Source organism: Pseudomonas sp. 300, assembly GCF_055803035.1.
This window is the reverse complement of record NZ_JAVLRV010000002.1, coordinates 605,731-623,033: the sequence shown is the minus strand read 5'-3', so window position 1 is coordinate 623,033 and position 17,303 is coordinate 605,731. Positions and strand designations below refer to the sequence as shown.

The window sequence follows — 17,303 nt, the reverse complement described above, 5'->3', positions numbered from 1 at the left end:
TGGCCGCACCTGCCCCCGTCTTGTCCCACGACGCCATCATCCAGGACTCCTGGTCCCGGTGCCGCGCGTTCGGTCTCGATCATCAGAGCGCCCCGGCGTTCGACCAGCTACCGGCGGCGGACATCGCGCAGTTGCTGGAAAGCCAGCATTCACTGGTGCAGACCACGCATCAGGAAGTCCTGCCCTACTACGAAAACATCCTCAGCAACTCCAATTGCCTGATCATGCTCGCCGACAATCAGGGCCAGGTCCTGACCTCATGGGGCACCCAGCGCTTCATCGAGCCGAACCTGACCCGAGGCTTCAGCGCCGGCGCGAGCTGGGTCGAGCGCTGCAGCGGCACCAATGCGATCGGCACCGCGCTGGCCTGCGAGCAGGCGGTGCACATCGAGCACGATGAACATTTCCTCAAGGCCAACCGCTTCATGACCGGTTCCGCCGCGCCGATTTTCGATGCCGAACGCAAGGTCATCGCGGTGCTGGATGTGTCCAGCGACAGTTACCTGCCGCCGTCCCACACCCTCGGCATGGTCAAGATGATGAGTCAGACCGTGGAAAACCGGCTGATCCTCAACCTCTTCCACGGCCAGCATTTTCAACTGACGTTCAACACCGGGTTGAACAACCTCGACAGCCAATGGGCCGGATTGCTGATTTTCGATGAAACCGGCCAGGTGCTCTCAGCCAACCGCCGCGCCGACAATCTGCTCGGTATCAGCCTGTCCCGGGTGAGCGTCGAGAGCCTGTTCAAGGTCTCGTTGCTCGAACTGCTGAATCAGCCGGATGGCTTGCCCTTCTCCCTCCAGACCTCCGGGCGCAACCGCTTCCAGTGCCTGTTGAAGCGGCCGAAACAGGCACCGATTCAGGCCCGGTTATTTTCAGAACCCAAGAGCGCCGAACCCGCCGTGACCGCGACCGCCGCGATCAGCCTCAATACGCTGCACTTTGGCGACAGTCGCGTGGAAAAAGCCGTGCGCCAGGCCGAGCGCTTGCTGGAGAAAGACATTCCGCTGTTGATCCATGGAGAAACCGGGGTGGGCAAGGAAGTGTTCGTCAAAGCGTTGCATCAGGCCAGTTCTCGCAGCAAACAACCGTTTATTGCCGTCAATTGTGCCGCGATCCCCGCCGAACTGGTGGAATCCGAGCTGTTTGGCTACGAAAAAGGCGCGTTTACCGGAGCCAATCAAAAAGGCAGCATCGGACTGATTCGCAAAGCGGACAAAGGCACTCTCTTTCTGGATGAAATCGGCGACATGCCACTTCCGACTCAGGCCCGGCTACTGCGGGTTTTGCAGGAACGCTGCGTGCAACCGGTCGGCAGCAGCGAGCTGTTCCCGGTGGACATTCGCATCATCTCGGCGACCAACCGTTCGTTGCGCGAGCAGGTGCAGTTGGGGCGGTTTCGCGAAGACCTTTATTACCGGATCGGCGGCCTGACCCTGGAATTACCGCCGTTGCGCGAACGCAGTGATAAACAGGCGCTGTTCAAACGGTTGTGGGAGCAGCATCGCGAACCGTCGCAGTGGGCAGGCTTGAGTCGGGAGGTGATGGAGTTGTTCGGCCGACATCCCTGGCCTGGGAATTTGCGCCAGGTCAGCAGCGTGATGCAGGTGGCGCTGGCCATGGCCGAGGAACAACCGGTGCGGCCGGAGCATTTGCCGGATGATTTTTTTGTCGATCTGGAGATGGAACCGCTGGACTCACCGGAAAGCCTGGCGGTGGATTTGAATGATGCCGAGGACTTGAATCGGCAGTTGCAGGCGGCTGGGGGGAATATTTCGCATTTGGCGCGACGTCTCGGAGTCAGCCGCAACACCTTATACAAGCGGTTGCGCCAGGCTGAATGACCAGCCGCCCACACTGTTTGTGTTCGACTGGAGACCATCGCGAGCAGGCTCGCTCCCACAGGGAATCTGTGCCGCGCACAGCACTCAAACATAGCTAAGATCCAATGTGGGAGCGAGCCTGCTCGCGATGACGCGAGCCTGGGCACCGCTGCACTTGCTCCGACCCAAAAACAAAAACCCGCACAAGGCGGGTTTTGTTTTGCAGCAATCACAGCAATCAGTCAGCCAGACGCCAGGTCGTGCCGCCCTTGCCATCTTCCAGCACCACGCCCATGGCGGTGAGCTGGTCGCGGATACGATCGGATTCAGCCCAGTCTTTAGCCGCACGAGCCGCCAGACGCGCCGCAATCAGCGCATCGACCTCAGCCGCATCAACTCGCCCTTCAGCACCGGCCTGCAGGAAGTCATCCGCCTCTAGCTGCAACACACCCAGCACACTGGCCAGTTCCTTCAAGCGTGCCGCCAGACCCGCCGCCGCATCAAGATCGCTCTCGCGCAGACGGTTGATCTCGCGCACCATCTCGAACAGCACCGCGCAGGCTTCCGGCGTGCCGAAGTCGTCGTTCATCACCTGGGTGAAGCGCTCGACAAAGGCTTCGCCGCCAGCCGGCGCCACGCTCGGCAGGCCTTTCAACGCGTGGTAGAAACGCTCGAGTGCGCCTTTGGCGTCCTTGAGATTGTCTTCCGAGTAGTTGATCGCGCTGCGGTAGTGGCTCGACACCAGCAGGTAACGCACGACTTCCGGGTGGTACTTTTCCAGCACGTCGCGAATGGTGAAGAAGTTGTTCAAGGACTTGGACATCTTCTCGCCATTGATGCGAATCATGCCGCAATGCATCCACGCGTTGGCGTAGGTCTTGCCGGTCGCCGCTTCGCTCTGGGCAATTTCGTTTTCGTGGTGCGGAAACTCGAGGTCGCTACCGCCGCCATGAATGTCGAAGGTCTCGCCGAGGCAGCAGGTCGACATCACCGAGCATTCGATGTGCCAGCCCGGACGACCGTCGCCCCACGGCGATGGCCAGCTCGGCTCGCCTGGTTTGGCGCCTTTCCACAGCACGAAGTCCAGCGGGTCCTGCTTGGACTCGTCGACTTCGATGCGCGCGCCGATGCGCAGGTCTTCGATTTTCTTGCGCGAGAGCTTGCCGTAGCCCATGAACTTGGCGACGCGGTAGTACACGTCGCCATTGCCCGGGGCGTAGGCGTAACCCTTGTCAATCAGGGTCTGGATCATGGTCTGCATGCCAGCGATGTGATCGGTGGCCCGCGGTTCCATGTCCGGTTTGAGGATGTTGAGGCGCGCTTCGTCCTCGTGCATCGCGGTGATCATGCGCTCGGTCAGCACGTCGAACGGCTCGCCGTTCTCCTTGGCCCGATTGATGATCTTGTCTTCAATGTCGGTGATGTTGCGCACATACGTCAGGTTATAACCGCTGAAGCGCAACCAACGGGTCACCAGGTCGAACGCGACCATGCTGCGGCCGTGGCCAATGTGGCAGTAGTCGTACACGGTCATCCCGCAGACGTACATACGCACATTGTTGCCATCCAGCGGTTTGAAGACTTCTTTGCTCTTGGTGAGCGTGTTGTAGATCGAAAGCACGTTAGAGGTTCCTTGAATCACTGGCCCCACGAATCACGCAAGGTCACGGTACGGTTGAACACCGGATGACCGGGTTTCGAGTCCTTGATATCCGCGCAGAAGTAACCTTCGCGCTCGAACTGGAAACGGTCTTCCGGCTGTGCATTGCCAAGCGAAGGCTCAGCACGACAACCGGTCAGCACTTGCAGCGAGTCAGGGTTGATGTTGTCCAGGAAACTGGCGCTGTCTTCGGCCTTCTCAGGGTTCGGCGAGCGGAACAGACGATCGTACAGACGCACTTCGCACTCGACGCTGGCCGCAGCCGGAACCCAGTGCACTACGCCTTTGACCTTGCGGCCTTCAGGGTTCTTGCCCAGGGTTTCCGGGTCGTACGAGCAACGCAGTTCGACGATGTTGCCATCGGCGTCCTTGATCGCTTCGTCGGCGCGGATCACGTAGCTGCCGCGCAGACGCACTTCGCCGTTCGGCTCCAGGCGCTTGTAGCCCTTCGGTGGCTCTTCCATGAAGTCATCACGGTCGATGTAGATTTCACGGGCAAACGGAAGCTTGCGCACGCCCAGTTCTTCTTTCTGCGGATGACGCGGCAGTTCGAGGTTCTCGACCTGGTCTTCCGGGTAGTTGGTGATCACGACCTTCAACGGACGCAGCACGCACATGGCGCGCGGAGCGTTCGCGTCGAGGTCCTGACGGATGCTGAATTCAAGCATGCCGAAGTCGACCACGCCGTCGGAACGGTTGGTGCCGACCATGTCGCAGAAATTGCGGATCGACGCCGGCGTGTAGCCGCGACGGCGGAAGCCCGACAGCGTGGACATGCGCGGATCGTCCCAGCCGAACACATGCTTTTCATCGACCAGTTGCTTGAGCTTGCGCTTGCTGGTGATGGTGTAGTTCAGGTTCAGACGGCTGAATTCGTACTGGCGTGGGTGCGCCGGCACTGGCAAGGCGTCGAGGAACCATTCGTACAGCGGACGGTGGCTTTCGAATTCCAGGGTGCAGATCGAGTGGGTGATGCCTTCGATGGCGTCCGACTGACCGTGGGTGAAGTCGTAGTTCGGGTAGATGCACCACTTGTCGCCGGTCTGGTGGTGATGCGCGTGACGGATGCGGTACATGATCGGGTCGCGCAGGTTCATGTTCGGCGAGGCCATGTCGATCTTGGCCCGCAGCACGCGTGCGCCGTCCGGGAATTCGCCGGCGCGCATGCGGGCGAACCAGTCGAGGTTTTCTTCCACGGAGCGATCACGGAACGGGCTGTTCTTGCCCGGCTCGGTCAGGCTGCCACGGTATTCCTTGGCCTGTTCCGGGCTCAGGTCATCGACATAGGCCTTGCCGGCCTTGATCAGCTCGACGGCCCAGTCGTGCAACTGGTCGAAATACTGCGAGGCATAGCGCACTTCACCGGACCATTCAAAGCCCAGCCATTTGACGTCGCTTTCGATCGCGTCGATGTATTCCTGGTCTTCCTTGGCCGGGTTGGTGTCGTCGAAACGCAAGTGGGTGACGCCGCCAAATTCCTGGGCCAGACCGAAGTTCACACAGATCGACTTGGCGTGACCGATGTGCAGGTAACCATTGGGCTCAGGCGGGAAACGGGTGACGATCTGCGTGTGCTTACCCGAGTCCAGGTCCGCCTGGATGATCGGGCGCAGGAAATTGACCGGCACGGCAGGGCCGGTCTTGGAATTCGAGGTAGGGTCGACAGTGGGCTTGCTCATAGGATCCTTGAACGTACAAGTGCGCGGCCAGTTGGCCAAATCAAAGCGGCGGTTAAAACAAAGGGGCTTATCATAGCCGATGCCGTCAAGTCGCTGACAGTACAGGCCCGAAAACGGCTGCATTTAATCGGATGCAAATGAAAAACAGCCTCGAAATTCGCGCCCGGCACGCTAAACTGCGCACCTTGGCCGAATCTGGCCGGACCGGTTGAGGGCTGCAGAGCCCCGAAACCCATGAATTCCTTGAAAGAGTACCGATCATGACCCAAGTCAAATTGACCACCAACCACGGCGACATCGTCCTGGAACTGAACGCTGAAAAGGCACCGCTGACCGTTGCCAACTTCATCGAGTACGTCAAAGCCGGTCACTACGAAAACACCGTTTTCCACCGCGTCATCGGTAACTTCATGATCCAGGGCGGCGGTTTCGAGCCAGGCATGAAAGAAAAGAAAGACAAGCGCCCAAGCATCCAGAACGAAGCCGACAACGGCCTGCCGAACGAGAAGTACAGCGTGGCCATGGCTCGTACCATGGAGCCGCATTCGGCGTCCGCCCAGTTCTTCATCAACGTCGCTGACAACAGCTTCCTGAACCACAGCGCCAAGACCACCCAGGGCTGGGGCTACGCGGTATTCGCCAAAGTCGTTGCCGGCACCGACGTTGTCGACAAGATCAAAGGTGTTTCCACCACCTCCAAGTCCGGCCACCAGGACGTGCCAGCAGACGACGTGATCATCGAGAAAGCCGAGATCATTGAGTGATACTGCTGATTTCAGACTTGCATCTGGAAGAGGAGCGCCCGGACATCACCCGGGCGTTTCTGGATTTGCTCGCCGGACGCGCCCGTTCGGCGAGTGCGTTGTACATCCTGGGCGACTTTTTCGAGGCGTGGATTGGCGACGATGCCATGACGCCCTTTCAGCGTTCCATCTGCCAGGCCCTGCGCGACCTCAGCGACAGCGGCACGGCGATTTTTCTGATGCACGGCAATCGCGACTTCATGCTCGGCCAGGCCTTTTGCAAGCAGGCCGGCTGTACATTGCTGAAGGACCCGAGTGTCGTGCAGTTCAACGGCGAGCCGGTGCTCTTGATGCACGGCGACAGCCTCTGTACCCGCGACGAGGCTTACATGAAGCTGCGTCGCTACCTGCGCAACCCGATCACCCTGTTCATCCTGCGCCACCTGCCCCTGGGCACTCGCCATAAACTGGCGCGCAAACTGCGCAGTGAAAGCCGTGCGCAAACGCGGATGAAGGCCAATGACATCGTCGATGTCACGCCGGACGAAGTGCCACGGGTCATGCAGGCCTATGGTGTGAAAACCCTGATCCACGGGCACACCCATCGCCCTGCCATCCACAAGTTGCAGATTGGCGAACAAGCGGCCAAACGCATTGTGCTGGGGGACTGGGATCGTCAGGGGTGGGCGTTGCAGGTAGATGAGAGCGGGTTTGCGTTGGCGCCGTTCGACTTCGCCCCGCCGCCACAATTGGCAGCCCCCACTCACTAACCGCCAAACACAAAACCCATTGTGGGAGCGAGCCTGCTCGCGATGGTGTGTCAGTCGACATCAATGTGGCTGACACACCATCGCGAGCAGGCTCGCTCCCACAGGAACTGTGTTTGAGTTAGTGACCGCTGGCCGCTGGCCCCGCCTTCGCCGCGAACGGCGGTTTCGCCAGCCACACCAGCACGATCAACCCCATGAACGCCCACCCCAGCAGCGTGAAGTAATCCACGGTGGAGAGCATGTACGCCTGACTGGTCAGCACATGATCGAGCTGCGCATACGCCGGGTTGCTCGCACCGCCCAGTGCATTCAGGGCCTCGCGGGTCGCCGGTTCGTAGGTGCTGATGCTTTCGCTCATGTAGGCATGATGCTGGTCCGCCCGGCGAATCCAGATCCACGTGGTCAACGACGCCGCAAAACTGCCGCCCAGGGTCCGCAGGAAGGTCGCGAGGCCCGCGCCGTCGGCGATCTGGCTCGGTGGCAAGTCCGACATCAAAATGCTCAAGGTCGGCATGAAGAACAGCGCCACGCCAATGCCCATGAACAATTGCACCAGAGCGATGTGCTGGAAGTCCACCTCGTTGGTAAACCCGGCGCGCATGAAGCAGCTGAGGCCAATCGCCAGGAACGCCAGGCCCGCCAATAGCCGCAGGTCGAACTTGTGCGCGTACTTGCCGACAAATGGCGACATCAGTACCGGCAAAATCCCGATCGGCGCCACCGCCAGCCCGGCCCACGTTGCCGTGTAGCCCATCTGGGTTTGCAGCCATTGCGGCAGGATCAGGTTGATGCCAAAGAACCCGGCGTAACCCAACACCAGCACAATCGTGCCGATGCGGAAGTTGCGATACGCAAACAAGCGCAAGTTGACCACCGGGTGTTTGTCGGTCATTTCCCAGATCACGAAGACCGCCAGCGCAATCGCGGAAATGGCCGCGCCGATGAGGATGAAGTTCGACTCGAACCAGTCGAGGTCGTTGCCCTTGTCGAGGATCACCTGCAACGCGCCGACACCGATGATCAGCGTGATCAGACCGACGTAATCCATCGGCTGATAACTGGTCACCACCGGCCGCGCCTTGAGCTGCGAACGCACGACCATGACCGCGAAAACCCCGATCGGCACGTTGATGAAAAAGATCCACGGCCAGCTGTAGCTGTCGGTGATCCAGCCACCCAGAATCGGCCCGGCAATCGGCGCCACCACCGTGACCATCGCCAGCAACGCCAGGGCCATGCCGCGCTTCGCCGGCGGATAGACCGCGATCAGCAGCGTCTGGGTCATCGGGTACAACGGCCCGGCCACCAGGCCTTGCAACACCCGAAAGCCGATCAGCTCCGGCATCGAGGTGGAAATACCACAGAGAAACGAGGCCAGCACGAACAGAATCGTCGCCCAGAGAAACAGCTTCACTTCACCAAACCGTCGGCTCAGCCAACCGGTCAGCGGCAGCGCGATGGCGTTGCTCACCGCAAACGAGGTGATCACCCAGGTGCCCTGCTCCGAACTCACGCCCAGGTTGCCGGAAATCGTCGGCAATGCCACGTTGGCGATGGTGGTGTCGAGCACTTGCATGAAGGTCGCCAGCGACAGGCCGATGGTGCTGAGCAGCAGGCTGGGCGGGGTGAAAGACGCGTTATTGCTCATCGCGAATCCTTTGAAACCTGATGGGTGCTGCGCCCCTTAAAGACGCAGCCGGACCCTGTGGGAGCGGGCTTGCCCGCGATAGCGGATTCACATTCGACATGTGCGTTGAATGTTGCGCCGTCATCGCGGGCAAGCCCGCTCCCACAGGGTCGGTGTCATGGCGAATCAACGCTGCACGGTTTTGCTGACCGCTGCGCTGTTGTCGTGGATCAACTGCGTGATCATGGCGTCGGCCTCGGCCAACTGACGGTCGTAGACGTTGGTGCTGAACGACGCCTTCTGCGGCGGCTGTTGCGCCAGCACCGGGCCGCTCTGGTCGCGCAGGTTCACATCGACCTGAGTCGACAGGCCGACGCGCAACGGGTGCTTGGCCAGTTCTTCGGCGTTGATGTGAATCCGCACCGGTACCCGCTGCACGATCTTGATCCAGTTACCGGTGGCGTTCTGCGCCGGCAGCAGGGCAAACGCACTGCCGGTGCCCGCACCGAGGCTGTCGATGGTGCCGCTGAATTTCACGTCGCTGCCGTACAGGTCGGCCTGAATGTCCACCGGTTGGCCGATGCGCATGTCACGCAACTGGGTTTCCTTGAAGTTGGCGTCGATCCATAGCTGATCCAACGGAATCACCGCCATCAGCGCGGTGCCCGGCTGGACCCGTTGACCGAGTTGTACCGAGCGCTTGGCGACGTAACCGGTCACCGGTGCAATCAAGGTGCTGCGCGAGTTATTCAGGTACGCCTGGCGCAATTGCGCGGCGGCCGACATCACGTCAGGGTGCGACGACACCACGGTGTCATCCACCAGGGCACTGGTGGTTTTCAGTTGCTGTTTCGCATTGGCCAGAGCGTTTTGCGCCGAGGTCAGGTCGTCGCGAGCGTGGGACAGTTCTTCCTGGGAAATCGCCCCGCCAGCGGCGAGATTTTTCCGCCGGTTGAAGTTGTCCTGAGCTTTCTGCACTTCGGCCTGCTGGGCGTTGACCTGGGCTTTCATGCCGTCGACGTTGCTGTACAAACCACGTACCTGGCGCACGGTGCGGGCCAGATTGGCCTGGGCACTTTGCAGACCGACCTGTGCGTCGTTCGGGTCGAAGTTGATCAGCACCTGGCCTTCATGGACCAGATCGCCATCGTCGGCGCCGATGCTGACCACGGTGCCGGTGACCAGCGGGGTGATTTCCACCACGTTGCCGTTCACATAGGCGTCGTCGGTGCTCTCATTCCAACGCCCGTAGAATTCGTGATAACCCCAGACGCCGATGCCGGCAAGAATCACCACGATGGCCAGAACAACCAACATGACCTTGCGTTTGCGCGGGTTGCTGGTATCGGGAGTGTTGTCCGGGGTTAGTGTGTTTTCTGCAGTGGCCATGACCATTACCTTGAATTAGTTGTGCTGCGTGGCTGGGGTTGCGTTGGCCGCGGTCAGGGTTTCGCCCTGAAAACCGCCGCCCAGCGCTTGCATCAGTTGGATCGACAGGTCGATCTGCTCGGCATTCAGGTTGGCCAGCTGACGCTGGGCCTGGAGCAATTGCTGCTCGATGCTGAGCACGTCCAGGTAGTTACCGATGCCGGAACCGTACCGCTGGACCACAGTGTTGTAAGAATCCTGGGCAATGTCGGTGGCGTGTTGCTGAGCGCCGATCTGCCGGCCGATATCGCGCAGCTGGTTAATGGTGTCGCTGACATCGCCGAGGGCTTTCACCAGGCTTTTGTTGTACTGCGCCACGGCGAGGTCGTAATCGGCGTCGCGGGCATCGAGGTCGGCGCGCAGGCGGCCGCCGTCGAAAATCGGCACAGAGATCGTCGGTGCGATGTTGAAGAAACGACTGGCCGAACCAAACATCGCGTCGCCCAACAATGATTCGGCACCGGCTGCGGCGCTGAGGTTGAGGTTGGGATAGAACCGGGTCTTGCCGGCGTCGATGTTCTTGCTCGCCGCCTCGACCCGCCAGCGCGCGGCCACCAGATCGGGGCGACGACCGAGCAATTCGGCGGGCAGGACCGACGGTAACGCGACAGCGCTGGCCTGAAGGATCTTCGGCCGGGCAATGTCGTTGCCGCGATCCGGGCCTTTGCCGAGCAACACCGCCAGAGCGATTTTCGCGCTTTGCAGGCGTTTTTCGGCATCGATCAGGCTGGCTTCGGACGTGGCTTCGAGACTTTCGGTTTGCTGGTACTGGTATTGGCTGTCGATGCCGGAGCTCAGGCGACGCTGGCTCAAGTCGAGCATTTGCTTTGTACGCTTGAGGTCTTCCTGGGCCAGGTCGTGAACGATATGCGCCTGTCCTAGATCGCTGTAAGCGCGGGCAACGTCGGCGGACAAGGTCAATTGCGCCGCTTGCTGGTCGACTTCGGCAGCCCGGGCCTGACCCAACGCGGCCTCCCAGGCGTCACGCTGACCGCCCCAAAGGTCGAAGTTGTAATTGAAACTGGCGCCGATGTTGCGCACGGTGGAGTAGGCATCGCCCTCACCCCTCGGGTCTTGATCCCGGGCCAGACGCGAACGGCTGACGCCGGCGCTGGCATCCAGGGTCGGCATCCGCGCAGCATCGGCGGCATAGGCGGCGGCGCTGGCCTGATGGGCGCGGGCGTCGGCGATCTGCATGTCGGGGCTGTCGTGCAACGCTTCGCGAATCAGACCGTCGAGCTGTGGGTCGCCGAGGCTTTTCCACCAGTCGCTTTTCGGCCAGGCCGCGGGCGACAGGGTCACGCCGCTGAGGGATTGTCCGGCCGTGAGGGTTTTCGCATCCAGGCTTTTGCCTTCGGTGGTCAGGCCGCTGTAGCTGGCACAACCGGCCAGGGTCATAGCCGCGAGCACCAGGCTCAGACCGGCACGCAGGGTTTTGCTGCTCATTTGTCACCTACCCGCAGCAGCGTGATCGAGTCACCGGCTGCCAGCAAAATTTTCTTCAGGATCTGTTCCAGGGATTTCAGCTCTTCGGGAGTGATGGCGCCGGCCAGTTCGTTCATGGCGTCGGCGCCGATTTCCGGCAGGCGGTCGGTCAACTGCTGGCCTTGCTCAGTTAACACAAGCTGCACCTGACGGCGATCCGCTTCCGAGCGTTGGCGGGCGAGGAAACCTTTCTGTTCCAGACGATCAAGCATGCGGGTCATCGAACCACTGTCGAGCGACAGGTGGCGGCACAGCTCGGCCGGGGTATCAACACCGAACTGAGCCATGATGATCAGCACTTTGAACTGCGCGGCGGTGATGCCGTGGGGTTCCATGTGCGTGTCGATGATCCGGTCCTTGAGCAGCGCAGCGCGCCCGAGCAGGAGGCCGAGATGGCAGTTCTTGAATTCGTCCGGGGTGAAATGTTTCATCTGACCACCAATTAGCTGCCTAGGCAGAGAATGTATGTCGAGATGTTACTGCCTAGGCAGCGAATGTCAACGTAATAGTTAGGTTGCTTTGTATTTAGCGGATAAATGGCAGGAGTTTTGTGGTGAGCACCCCGACGCCATCGCGGGCAAGTCGAATCGTCGCACCGCCGCTCCCACAGGTTCAGTGTGATCCCTGTGGGAGCGGCGGTGCGACTTGCCCGCGATGGAAGCGACTCGGTCTTTTGGAGGAACGGGAACTAAAAATCCCGCTTGTAGAAGATATCCAGCGAACTGGCCACGCCACCCGCCGCTTCGAGGTAGACCTTCTTGCTCAGCTTGTAGCGCAAGGCAATGGTGTTGGCCGGTTCAAACACACCCACGCCATAACGCAGACTGAGCTTCTCGGAGATATTGCCGCTGGCAACCACGCTGGTCGTATTGCCGCTGCCTTCGGTATCGAGCTGGAAATCCTGAATCCCCAGATCGCTGGCCAGTTTGCCGGTCACCCCGGAACTGCCCATCAAACCCAGACCGAGCGCGGCCTGCGCCAGCATGTTGTTGTCTTCACCGGTGGTACTCAGCGGACGCCCCAGCACCAGATAGGACAAGGCCTGTTCCTGACTCATCGCCGGCTCGGAGAAAATCTGCGTGGTCGGCTGCTCGGCGCTGCCGCTCAGGCGAATACCGGCGATGACGTCGTCAGTCTGGCGAATCGCCTCGATGTCCAGATACGGCTGATCGATCGGGCCGGCAAACAGCAAGCGCGCCCGACGCACCGTCAACCGCTGGCCATAGGCCCGGTAACGCCCGTCGTTGAGCCACAGCTCGCCACGGGTGTCCATGTTGTCGCCGATGTGCACGTGCCCTTGCAGGTTGGCGGTCAGGCCAAACCCGGTGAAGCTGAGTTTGTCCTCGCCGACCGCCACATCGATGTCCATTTTCATCGCCAGCGGCGGTTTGCCCTCTTCGGTTTGCTGGCCGATGATCACCGTGTCATCGGACACTTTGACCGTCGACGGCGGCAACTCGCGTACGGTGATTTCGCCCCGTGGTACCAACACTTTGCCGGCGATGGCCAGCTCGTCGCCCTTCATCGAAATCTTCAAGTCCGGTGCGACTTCGAGCTTGGCGTACGGTTCGACGGTGACCGGCAACTGCGTACCTTTGAGCGCCAGGTCCACCACCAGCGCCTGGCCCCAGGCGATATTGCCGTTCAGGCTGCCCTGCCCGTTCTTGCCGCTTTTCCAGCCGCCGTTCAACTGCACCGTTTCACCGGCGATCAGCGCTTGAAGCTGCAACGCCTCAAGGTCCATCGGCAGCTCAGGCCCGGAAATCTCGCCGTCGCTGAGCAGCAGGCTGCCATTTACCAGAGGCGCCATCAGCGTGCCTGCAATCGTGCCGCTGCCATTCAGGCGTCCGGTGAGTTTCTCGACCATCGGCACAAACGGTCGCGCCACGGACAAGTCGAGTCCATTGAGACGGAACGCGCCGCTCAGTGGTTTGTTCTTCGGCAACGGATTGATTTGCGCCTGCACACTCAATTCACCCAGTTTGCCGCCGACGAAGTTGAGGTCGGTGTCGATGTGCTTGGGCGTGAGTTTGCTGGTGAGTTTCAGGGTCTGGTACGGGAAGTCCAGCCACTGATCCTTGTCCTTTATGCGCAAGGTGCCACCGCTGGCATCGAGGCTGATCTGGCCGTTCGGACCGCTGGCGGGCAGGTCCAGTTGCAGGTCGGCGTTGAGGCGGCCCTTCCAGGCGAAGTCCTTCGGCAACCACTGCGCCAGGCTGTCGATCGGGAATTGCTTGAGGTGGTATCGCAGCTTCGGCTCTGGCATCAGGCGCTGGTCTTCGCCGCACAGACTGGCCGGGCCGGACATCCAGCAATGGGCGCCGAAGTTGATTTGGCCGTCCGCCAGCCGTTCGAGTTTCGCCGGGCTTTGCAGCTTCCAGTACTGGCCGCCGGCCTGGATATCGCCACTGGCCAGACGCCCGCGCCAGTTGCCTTTGTCCAGATTGCCATCGAGGCCGAGGGCCAGCTTCAGTTGCGGGCCCTGCAGATCGAGCGCCAGTTTCTGGTTTTTGATATCGCCCTGACCGCTGGCCGTTAGCGTCCCCAGCGAGGTGTCGCCGGCCTGAATGCCGCTGCCCTTGAAGTCGATTTTCGCCCGTTGCGCGCTGTCGAGGGTGGCGTCGAGGTTGAGGCTTTGCAGGCGATTGTCCTGGAACGCCAGTTGCGTGCCTTGCAGCCCGAGCTTGCCTTGCGGCGCCTTGAGCGTGCCGGCGACATCGACGCGGCCGTTGAGTTGACCACGCAGTTGCGGCCAGAGCTGGGCCAGGCGCGACAGCTTGATGTCGATCTGGCCGGCGAGTTTCTGTTGCAGGCTGCCCTTGCCGGTGATGCTGTTGTCACCGAGGCGGATTTGCAGCGCGCTGAGGTTCCATTGCTCGCCGCTGCCATCGGCCTTGGCTTGCAGAACGGCCGGTTGCCCACGCAGCTTGCCCTTCAAATCGAGGTCCGCATTCAGGCTGAGCTGTTCATTCTTCATCTCGCCTTTGCTGCGCAACGGTCCGGCCAGGGTTCCCGGCAACTCCGCGACCCAATACGCCGGGTTGATCGCCGAGAGGTCGAGCGCGGTGTCCCAGGCAATGCCATCGGCAAATTGCAGGTTCAGGTGCCCTTGGGCCTTGCCCTGCCCGGCTTCGAGCTGGATTTGTTGCAGGTAGATTTTTGTCAGGTCGCCGGCGAACGGGCTGCTCAGGCTGAACGCCCCGGCCGGGCCATCCAGCGCGGCTTTGAAGTTGCCGAGGTATTGGCCGTCGGTGTAGGAGACTTCGCCGTTGAAGCTGCGCAACGCCACTTCAGGTTCGTCGATCAGCGGATAGAGCCGGTGCCAGGGGAAGTCCAGCCAGTCGATTTTCGCTGTGGCGTTCAGGCCTTTGCTCCAGTCCAGAACGCCAGAGAGCTTGAGGCTTTGTTTGTCGTTGGCGGTCAGGTCCAGTGCGGCGATCTGCGCGCCGTTAGCGTCGACCTTGCCTTGCAGCATCAGTGCAACCGGGCCTTGCTCGGCGGGCAGCGTGGCGTTGCCACGCAACTGGTAGCCGTTTTTCAGATCGCCGTCGCCGCTGAGTTCTAGCTGATTGAGTTGCAGGGTGTCCGGCAGGTCAGCGCTGGGTTTGAAGCCGTCGGCGGTGATCCGCACCTTGGCCGGCAGGTTGTCCACCAGCGGCTGCAACTCGCCGGTCAGTTGGCCGTTCAGGTAACCGCTGCTGTCGGCGGTGAGCTTCAAGGTTTTCAGCAGGTCGCCGTCGATTTTCAGCGCCAGCGCCCAAGGCTCGGGGGCCGGTAACGTCAGTTTGCCCTCGGCTTTAAGCGGCCAGTTGCCGCTGGGTTGCAGCAGGCCGGACAGGTTCAGGCTCAGTTCGTCACGTTGCAGTTGCACGGAATCGATCTGCAAACCTTGCGCGGTCCAATGTGCCGCCAGTTGCAGGCCTTTGAGTTCTTCGCTGCCGTTGAACAGCAGGCTACCGACCTGCACATCGCCCAGCTCGATGGCCAGTGGCAACTTCAGGTCCGGCAATGTAATCGGTCCGCTGCTTTCTTCTTCGGGGCCCGGCGGGAATTGCAGGCTGACCTGATCGGCCTTCAACTGTTCGATGCACAGGGTCATGCGCGTCAGGCACAACGGAGACCAGGCGAAAATCGCTTTGCTCAGCTCAACCCGGCTGGTGCCTTGCTGCCAGACCAAATGGTCGGCGCTCCACTGCCCGCCCAGTCGTCCCTGGAAATTCTCGACGGTCAAACCCGGCACAAAGCCGAGCGCCCAACGGCTGCCCGTCGCCGTGCCCAGCACCGTGGTCACGGTCAGCAGCACCAGCATCAGCAGCGCGAGAACCGCCAGCAGCGTTACTTTCAAACCACGCTTCACAGCTCAGGCCCCATGGAAAAGTGCAGTCGAATGCCGCCGTCATCGTCCAGCGCGTGGGCCAGGTCGAGGCGAATCGGCCCCACCGGTGACACCCAGCGCACGCCGATACCCACGCCGGTCTTGAGGTCGGGCAGTTCGAGTTTGTTGAAGGAGTTGCCCTGGTCGACAAACGTCGCAACCCGCCATTTTTCGGCGATGGAATACTGATACTCGACGCTGCCGGCAATCATGTAGCGGCCACCGATGCGGTCGCCGTCGGAGTTTTCCGGGGACAGGCTCTGATAGTCGTAACCGCGCACGCTCTGATCGCCACCGGCGAAGAAACGAAGCGACGGTGGCACCGATTTGTAGCCATTGGTGGCGCTTCCGCCCACCTGCACCCGGCCGAGGAAGCGGTGTTTATCAAAGACCGTAGTCAGGCCTTTGACCAGCGCCGTGCCGTAAAGCAGGTTGGTGTCGGAGCCCAAGCCTTCCTTGGCGACTTTGGTTTCGAATTGCAAGCGATAACCGTTGTGCGGGTCGATGCGGTTGTCGCTTTTCAGGTAGGAATAGCTGACGCCGGGCATCAGCAGATTGCTAAGCCCCGAATCATCGCCGAGTCGATATTCTTCGCGCTGCCATTTCAGCGACACCACCCGCTGCCAGCCGCTGGGCAACTTGCTGTGCCATTCGGGGCCGAGGGTCAGCAGCTTGCTCAGGCTGTCCTTATCGGCAATTTCTTCGCTCTGATAACCACCGGCGAAGCGCAGTTTGTCGGTCAGCGGCGGGTCTAGTGGAATGTCGTAGAACAGCCCGACGTTTTGGCGTGGTGCCGAGACTTCGGTTTCCCAGCCATAGCTGTGGCCTTGAGGGTTAACCCAGTGCCGGGTCCAGTTGGCCTTGACCCGTGGGCCGACGTCGGTGGAAAAACCCAGACCGAGGCCCATGGTCCGTGGCTTGCGGGTTTGGAGTTTGACGTCCACCGGGATCACATCGTTCCTGGACGCCGTCGGCGCGGCGTCGACGCGCACGCCTTCGAAATAGCCGCTCGATTGCAGGTTCTGATTGAGTTCGGCGATCAGTTCGGAGTCATACGGCGCGCCGGCCTTGAACGGCACCATGCGTTGCAGCAGTTCTTCGTCGAACGGCGTATCGCCCTCGAAACTGACCTTGCCGAGGGCATAACGCGGGCCGCTTTCATAGATCAGTTCGATGTCGGCAACGCCCGCTCGCGGGTCGACCGACAGCTTCTGCCGAGTGAAGTAGCCACTGAAAAAACCGAAACGCGAAGCCTGGTTCTGGATCAGCCGCTTGGCGTCTTCGTAGCGGCCATGATTGAGCACCGCACCGGTTTTCAGCGCGGCGCTTTTCGGCACACGAAAGGCTTTGAGGGAGGCCGCAGGACCGTCGATACGGATAGTGACATTGCGCAAATGCACAGGCTCGCCCGGATCGATGTTCATGACCAGGCGCGGTGTCTTGCCGCCCTTCACGTCCGTGTCGATCTGTGGCTGGTAATAACCCAAGGCCTGGGCGGCCTTGCGCGCCTGTTCTTCGGCGCCACGACTGAAGCGCAACAAGGCTTCTTCGTCACGATCGCCGAGGCTGCCGATATAGCCCTCTATATTGGCCTTCAGTTCATCGTTGGACGGTTTGATCCGCACATCCAATTCACTTTGCGCCAGCGCCGCGCAGCTGGTGATCAGCATCAGCACGCCGCTGGTAATTCTTCCTGGAAACTTCATAGGC

The 17,303-nt window shown here is 61.0% G+C and carries 11 protein-coding genes; 3 read left to right on the top strand and 8 right to left on the bottom strand.

The features are described from left to right. Positions 1-1,847, top strand: a 1,847-nt coding sequence (locus Q7W83_RS09075; RefSeq protein ID WP_473655902.1) for a sigma-54-dependent Fis family transcriptional regulator, incomplete at its 5' end; no start/stop codon positions are given. Positions 1,848-2,064: 217 nt separating this feature from the next. On the opposite strand, the gene cysS is transcribed toward Q7W83_RS09075, so the two are convergent. Beyond that, positions 2,065-3,447: a cysteine--tRNA ligase gene (gene cysS / locus Q7W83_RS09070; protein WP_084321348.1), complete on the bottom strand. Its 1,383-nt coding sequence runs from the start codon at positions 3,445-3,447 to the stop codon at positions 2,065-2,067. A 17-nt stretch (positions 3,448-3,464) separates the two neighbouring features. Beyond that, positions 3,465-5,165 carry a glutamine--tRNA ligase/YqeY domain fusion protein gene (locus Q7W83_RS09065; protein ID WP_150631116.1) on the bottom strand — a complete coding sequence of 567 codons (1,701 nt, stop codon included), beginning with the start codon at positions 5,163-5,165 and terminating at the stop codon, positions 3,465-3,467. Between the two features lie 260 nt (positions 5,166-5,425). On the opposite strand from Q7W83_RS09065, the gene Q7W83_RS09060 reads away from it, so the two are divergent. Together Q7W83_RS09060 and lpxH are read left to right on the top strand one after the other, a co-directional pair. Then, entirely contained in the window at positions 5,426-5,929 is a 504-nt protein-coding gene (locus Q7W83_RS09060) for a peptidylprolyl isomerase (RefSeq protein WP_150631115.1), read from the top strand. Then, positions 5,926-6,678: a UDP-2,3-diacylglucosamine diphosphatase gene (lpxH, locus tag Q7W83_RS09055; RefSeq protein ID WP_150638699.1), complete on the top strand. Its 753-nt coding sequence runs from the start codon at positions 5,926-5,928 to the stop codon at positions 6,676-6,678. The genes Q7W83_RS09060 and lpxH overlap by 4 nt, the downstream gene beginning before the upstream one ends. Positions 6,679-6,796: 118 nt before the next feature. On the opposite strand, the gene Q7W83_RS09050 is transcribed toward lpxH, so the two are convergent. The 6 genes from Q7W83_RS09050 to Q7W83_RS09025 all read right to left on the bottom strand — a co-directional run bounded on the left by Q7W83_RS09050 (position 6,797) and on the right by Q7W83_RS09025 (position 17,299). After that, a complete protein-coding gene (locus Q7W83_RS09050) occupies positions 6,797-8,326 on the bottom strand; it encodes a DHA2 family efflux MFS transporter permease subunit (RefSeq protein ID WP_150638702.1) in 1,530 nt (509 codons plus the stop codon). A 165-nt stretch (positions 8,327-8,491) separates the two neighbouring features. Beyond that, complete coding sequence (locus Q7W83_RS09045) at positions 8,492-9,694, bottom strand: HlyD/EmrA/EmrK family protein (RefSeq protein WP_150638704.1); 1,203 nt, start codon at positions 9,692-9,694, stop codon at positions 8,492-8,494. A 15-nt stretch (positions 9,695-9,709) separates the two neighbouring features. Continuing rightward, on the bottom strand, positions 9,710-11,179 hold the full coding sequence (locus tag Q7W83_RS09040; protein ID WP_473655901.1) for an efflux transporter outer membrane subunit: 1,470 nt from the start codon (positions 11,177-11,179) through the stop codon (positions 9,710-9,712). Then, entirely contained in the window at positions 11,176-11,649 is a 474-nt protein-coding gene (locus Q7W83_RS09035) for a MarR family winged helix-turn-helix transcriptional regulator (RefSeq protein WP_150631110.1), read from the bottom strand. The genes Q7W83_RS09040 and Q7W83_RS09035 overlap by 4 nt, the downstream gene beginning before the upstream one ends. Positions 11,650-11,906: 257 nt before the next feature. Continuing rightward, positions 11,907-15,575: a translocation/assembly module TamB domain-containing protein gene (locus tag Q7W83_RS09030; RefSeq protein ID WP_150631109.1), complete on the bottom strand. Its 3,669-nt coding sequence runs from the start codon at positions 15,573-15,575 to the stop codon at positions 11,907-11,909. Next, positions 15,572-17,299, bottom strand: a complete 1,728-nt coding sequence (locus Q7W83_RS09025; RefSeq protein ID WP_473655900.1) for an autotransporter assembly complex protein TamA — start codon at positions 17,297-17,299, stop codon at positions 15,572-15,574. The genes Q7W83_RS09030 and Q7W83_RS09025 overlap by 4 nt, the downstream gene beginning before the upstream one ends. Between the last annotated feature and the right edge of the window lie 4 nt (positions 17,300-17,303).

Excerpts from the sequence above, each read along its gene's own strand:
- Q7W83_RS09065 (WP_150631116.1), bottom strand. The coding sequence starts at position 5,165 with ATGAGCAAGCCCACTGTCGACCCTACCTCGAATTCCAAGACCGGCCCT.
- Q7W83_RS09060 (WP_150631115.1), top strand. The coding sequence starts at position 5,426 with ATGACCCAAGTCAAATTGACCACCAACCACGGCGACATCGTCCTGGAA.
- Q7W83_RS09050 (WP_150638702.1), bottom strand. The coding sequence starts at position 8,326 with ATGAGCAATAACGCGTCTTTCACCCCGCCCAGCCTGCTGCTCAGCACC.
- Q7W83_RS09045 (WP_150638704.1), bottom strand. The coding sequence starts at position 9,694 with ATGGCCACTGCAGAAAACACACTAACCCCGGACAACACTCCCGATACC.
- Q7W83_RS09040 (WP_473655901.1), bottom strand. The coding sequence starts at position 11,179 with ATGAGCAGCAAAACCCTGCGTGCCGGTCTGAGCCTGGTGCTCGCGGCT.
- Q7W83_RS09035 (WP_150631110.1), bottom strand. The coding sequence starts at position 11,649 with ATGAAACATTTCACCCCGGACGAATTCAAGAACTGCCATCTCGGCCTC.
- Q7W83_RS09025 (WP_473655900.1), bottom strand. The coding sequence starts at position 17,299 with ATGAAGTTTCCAGGAAGAATTACCAGCGGCGTGCTGATGCTGATCACC.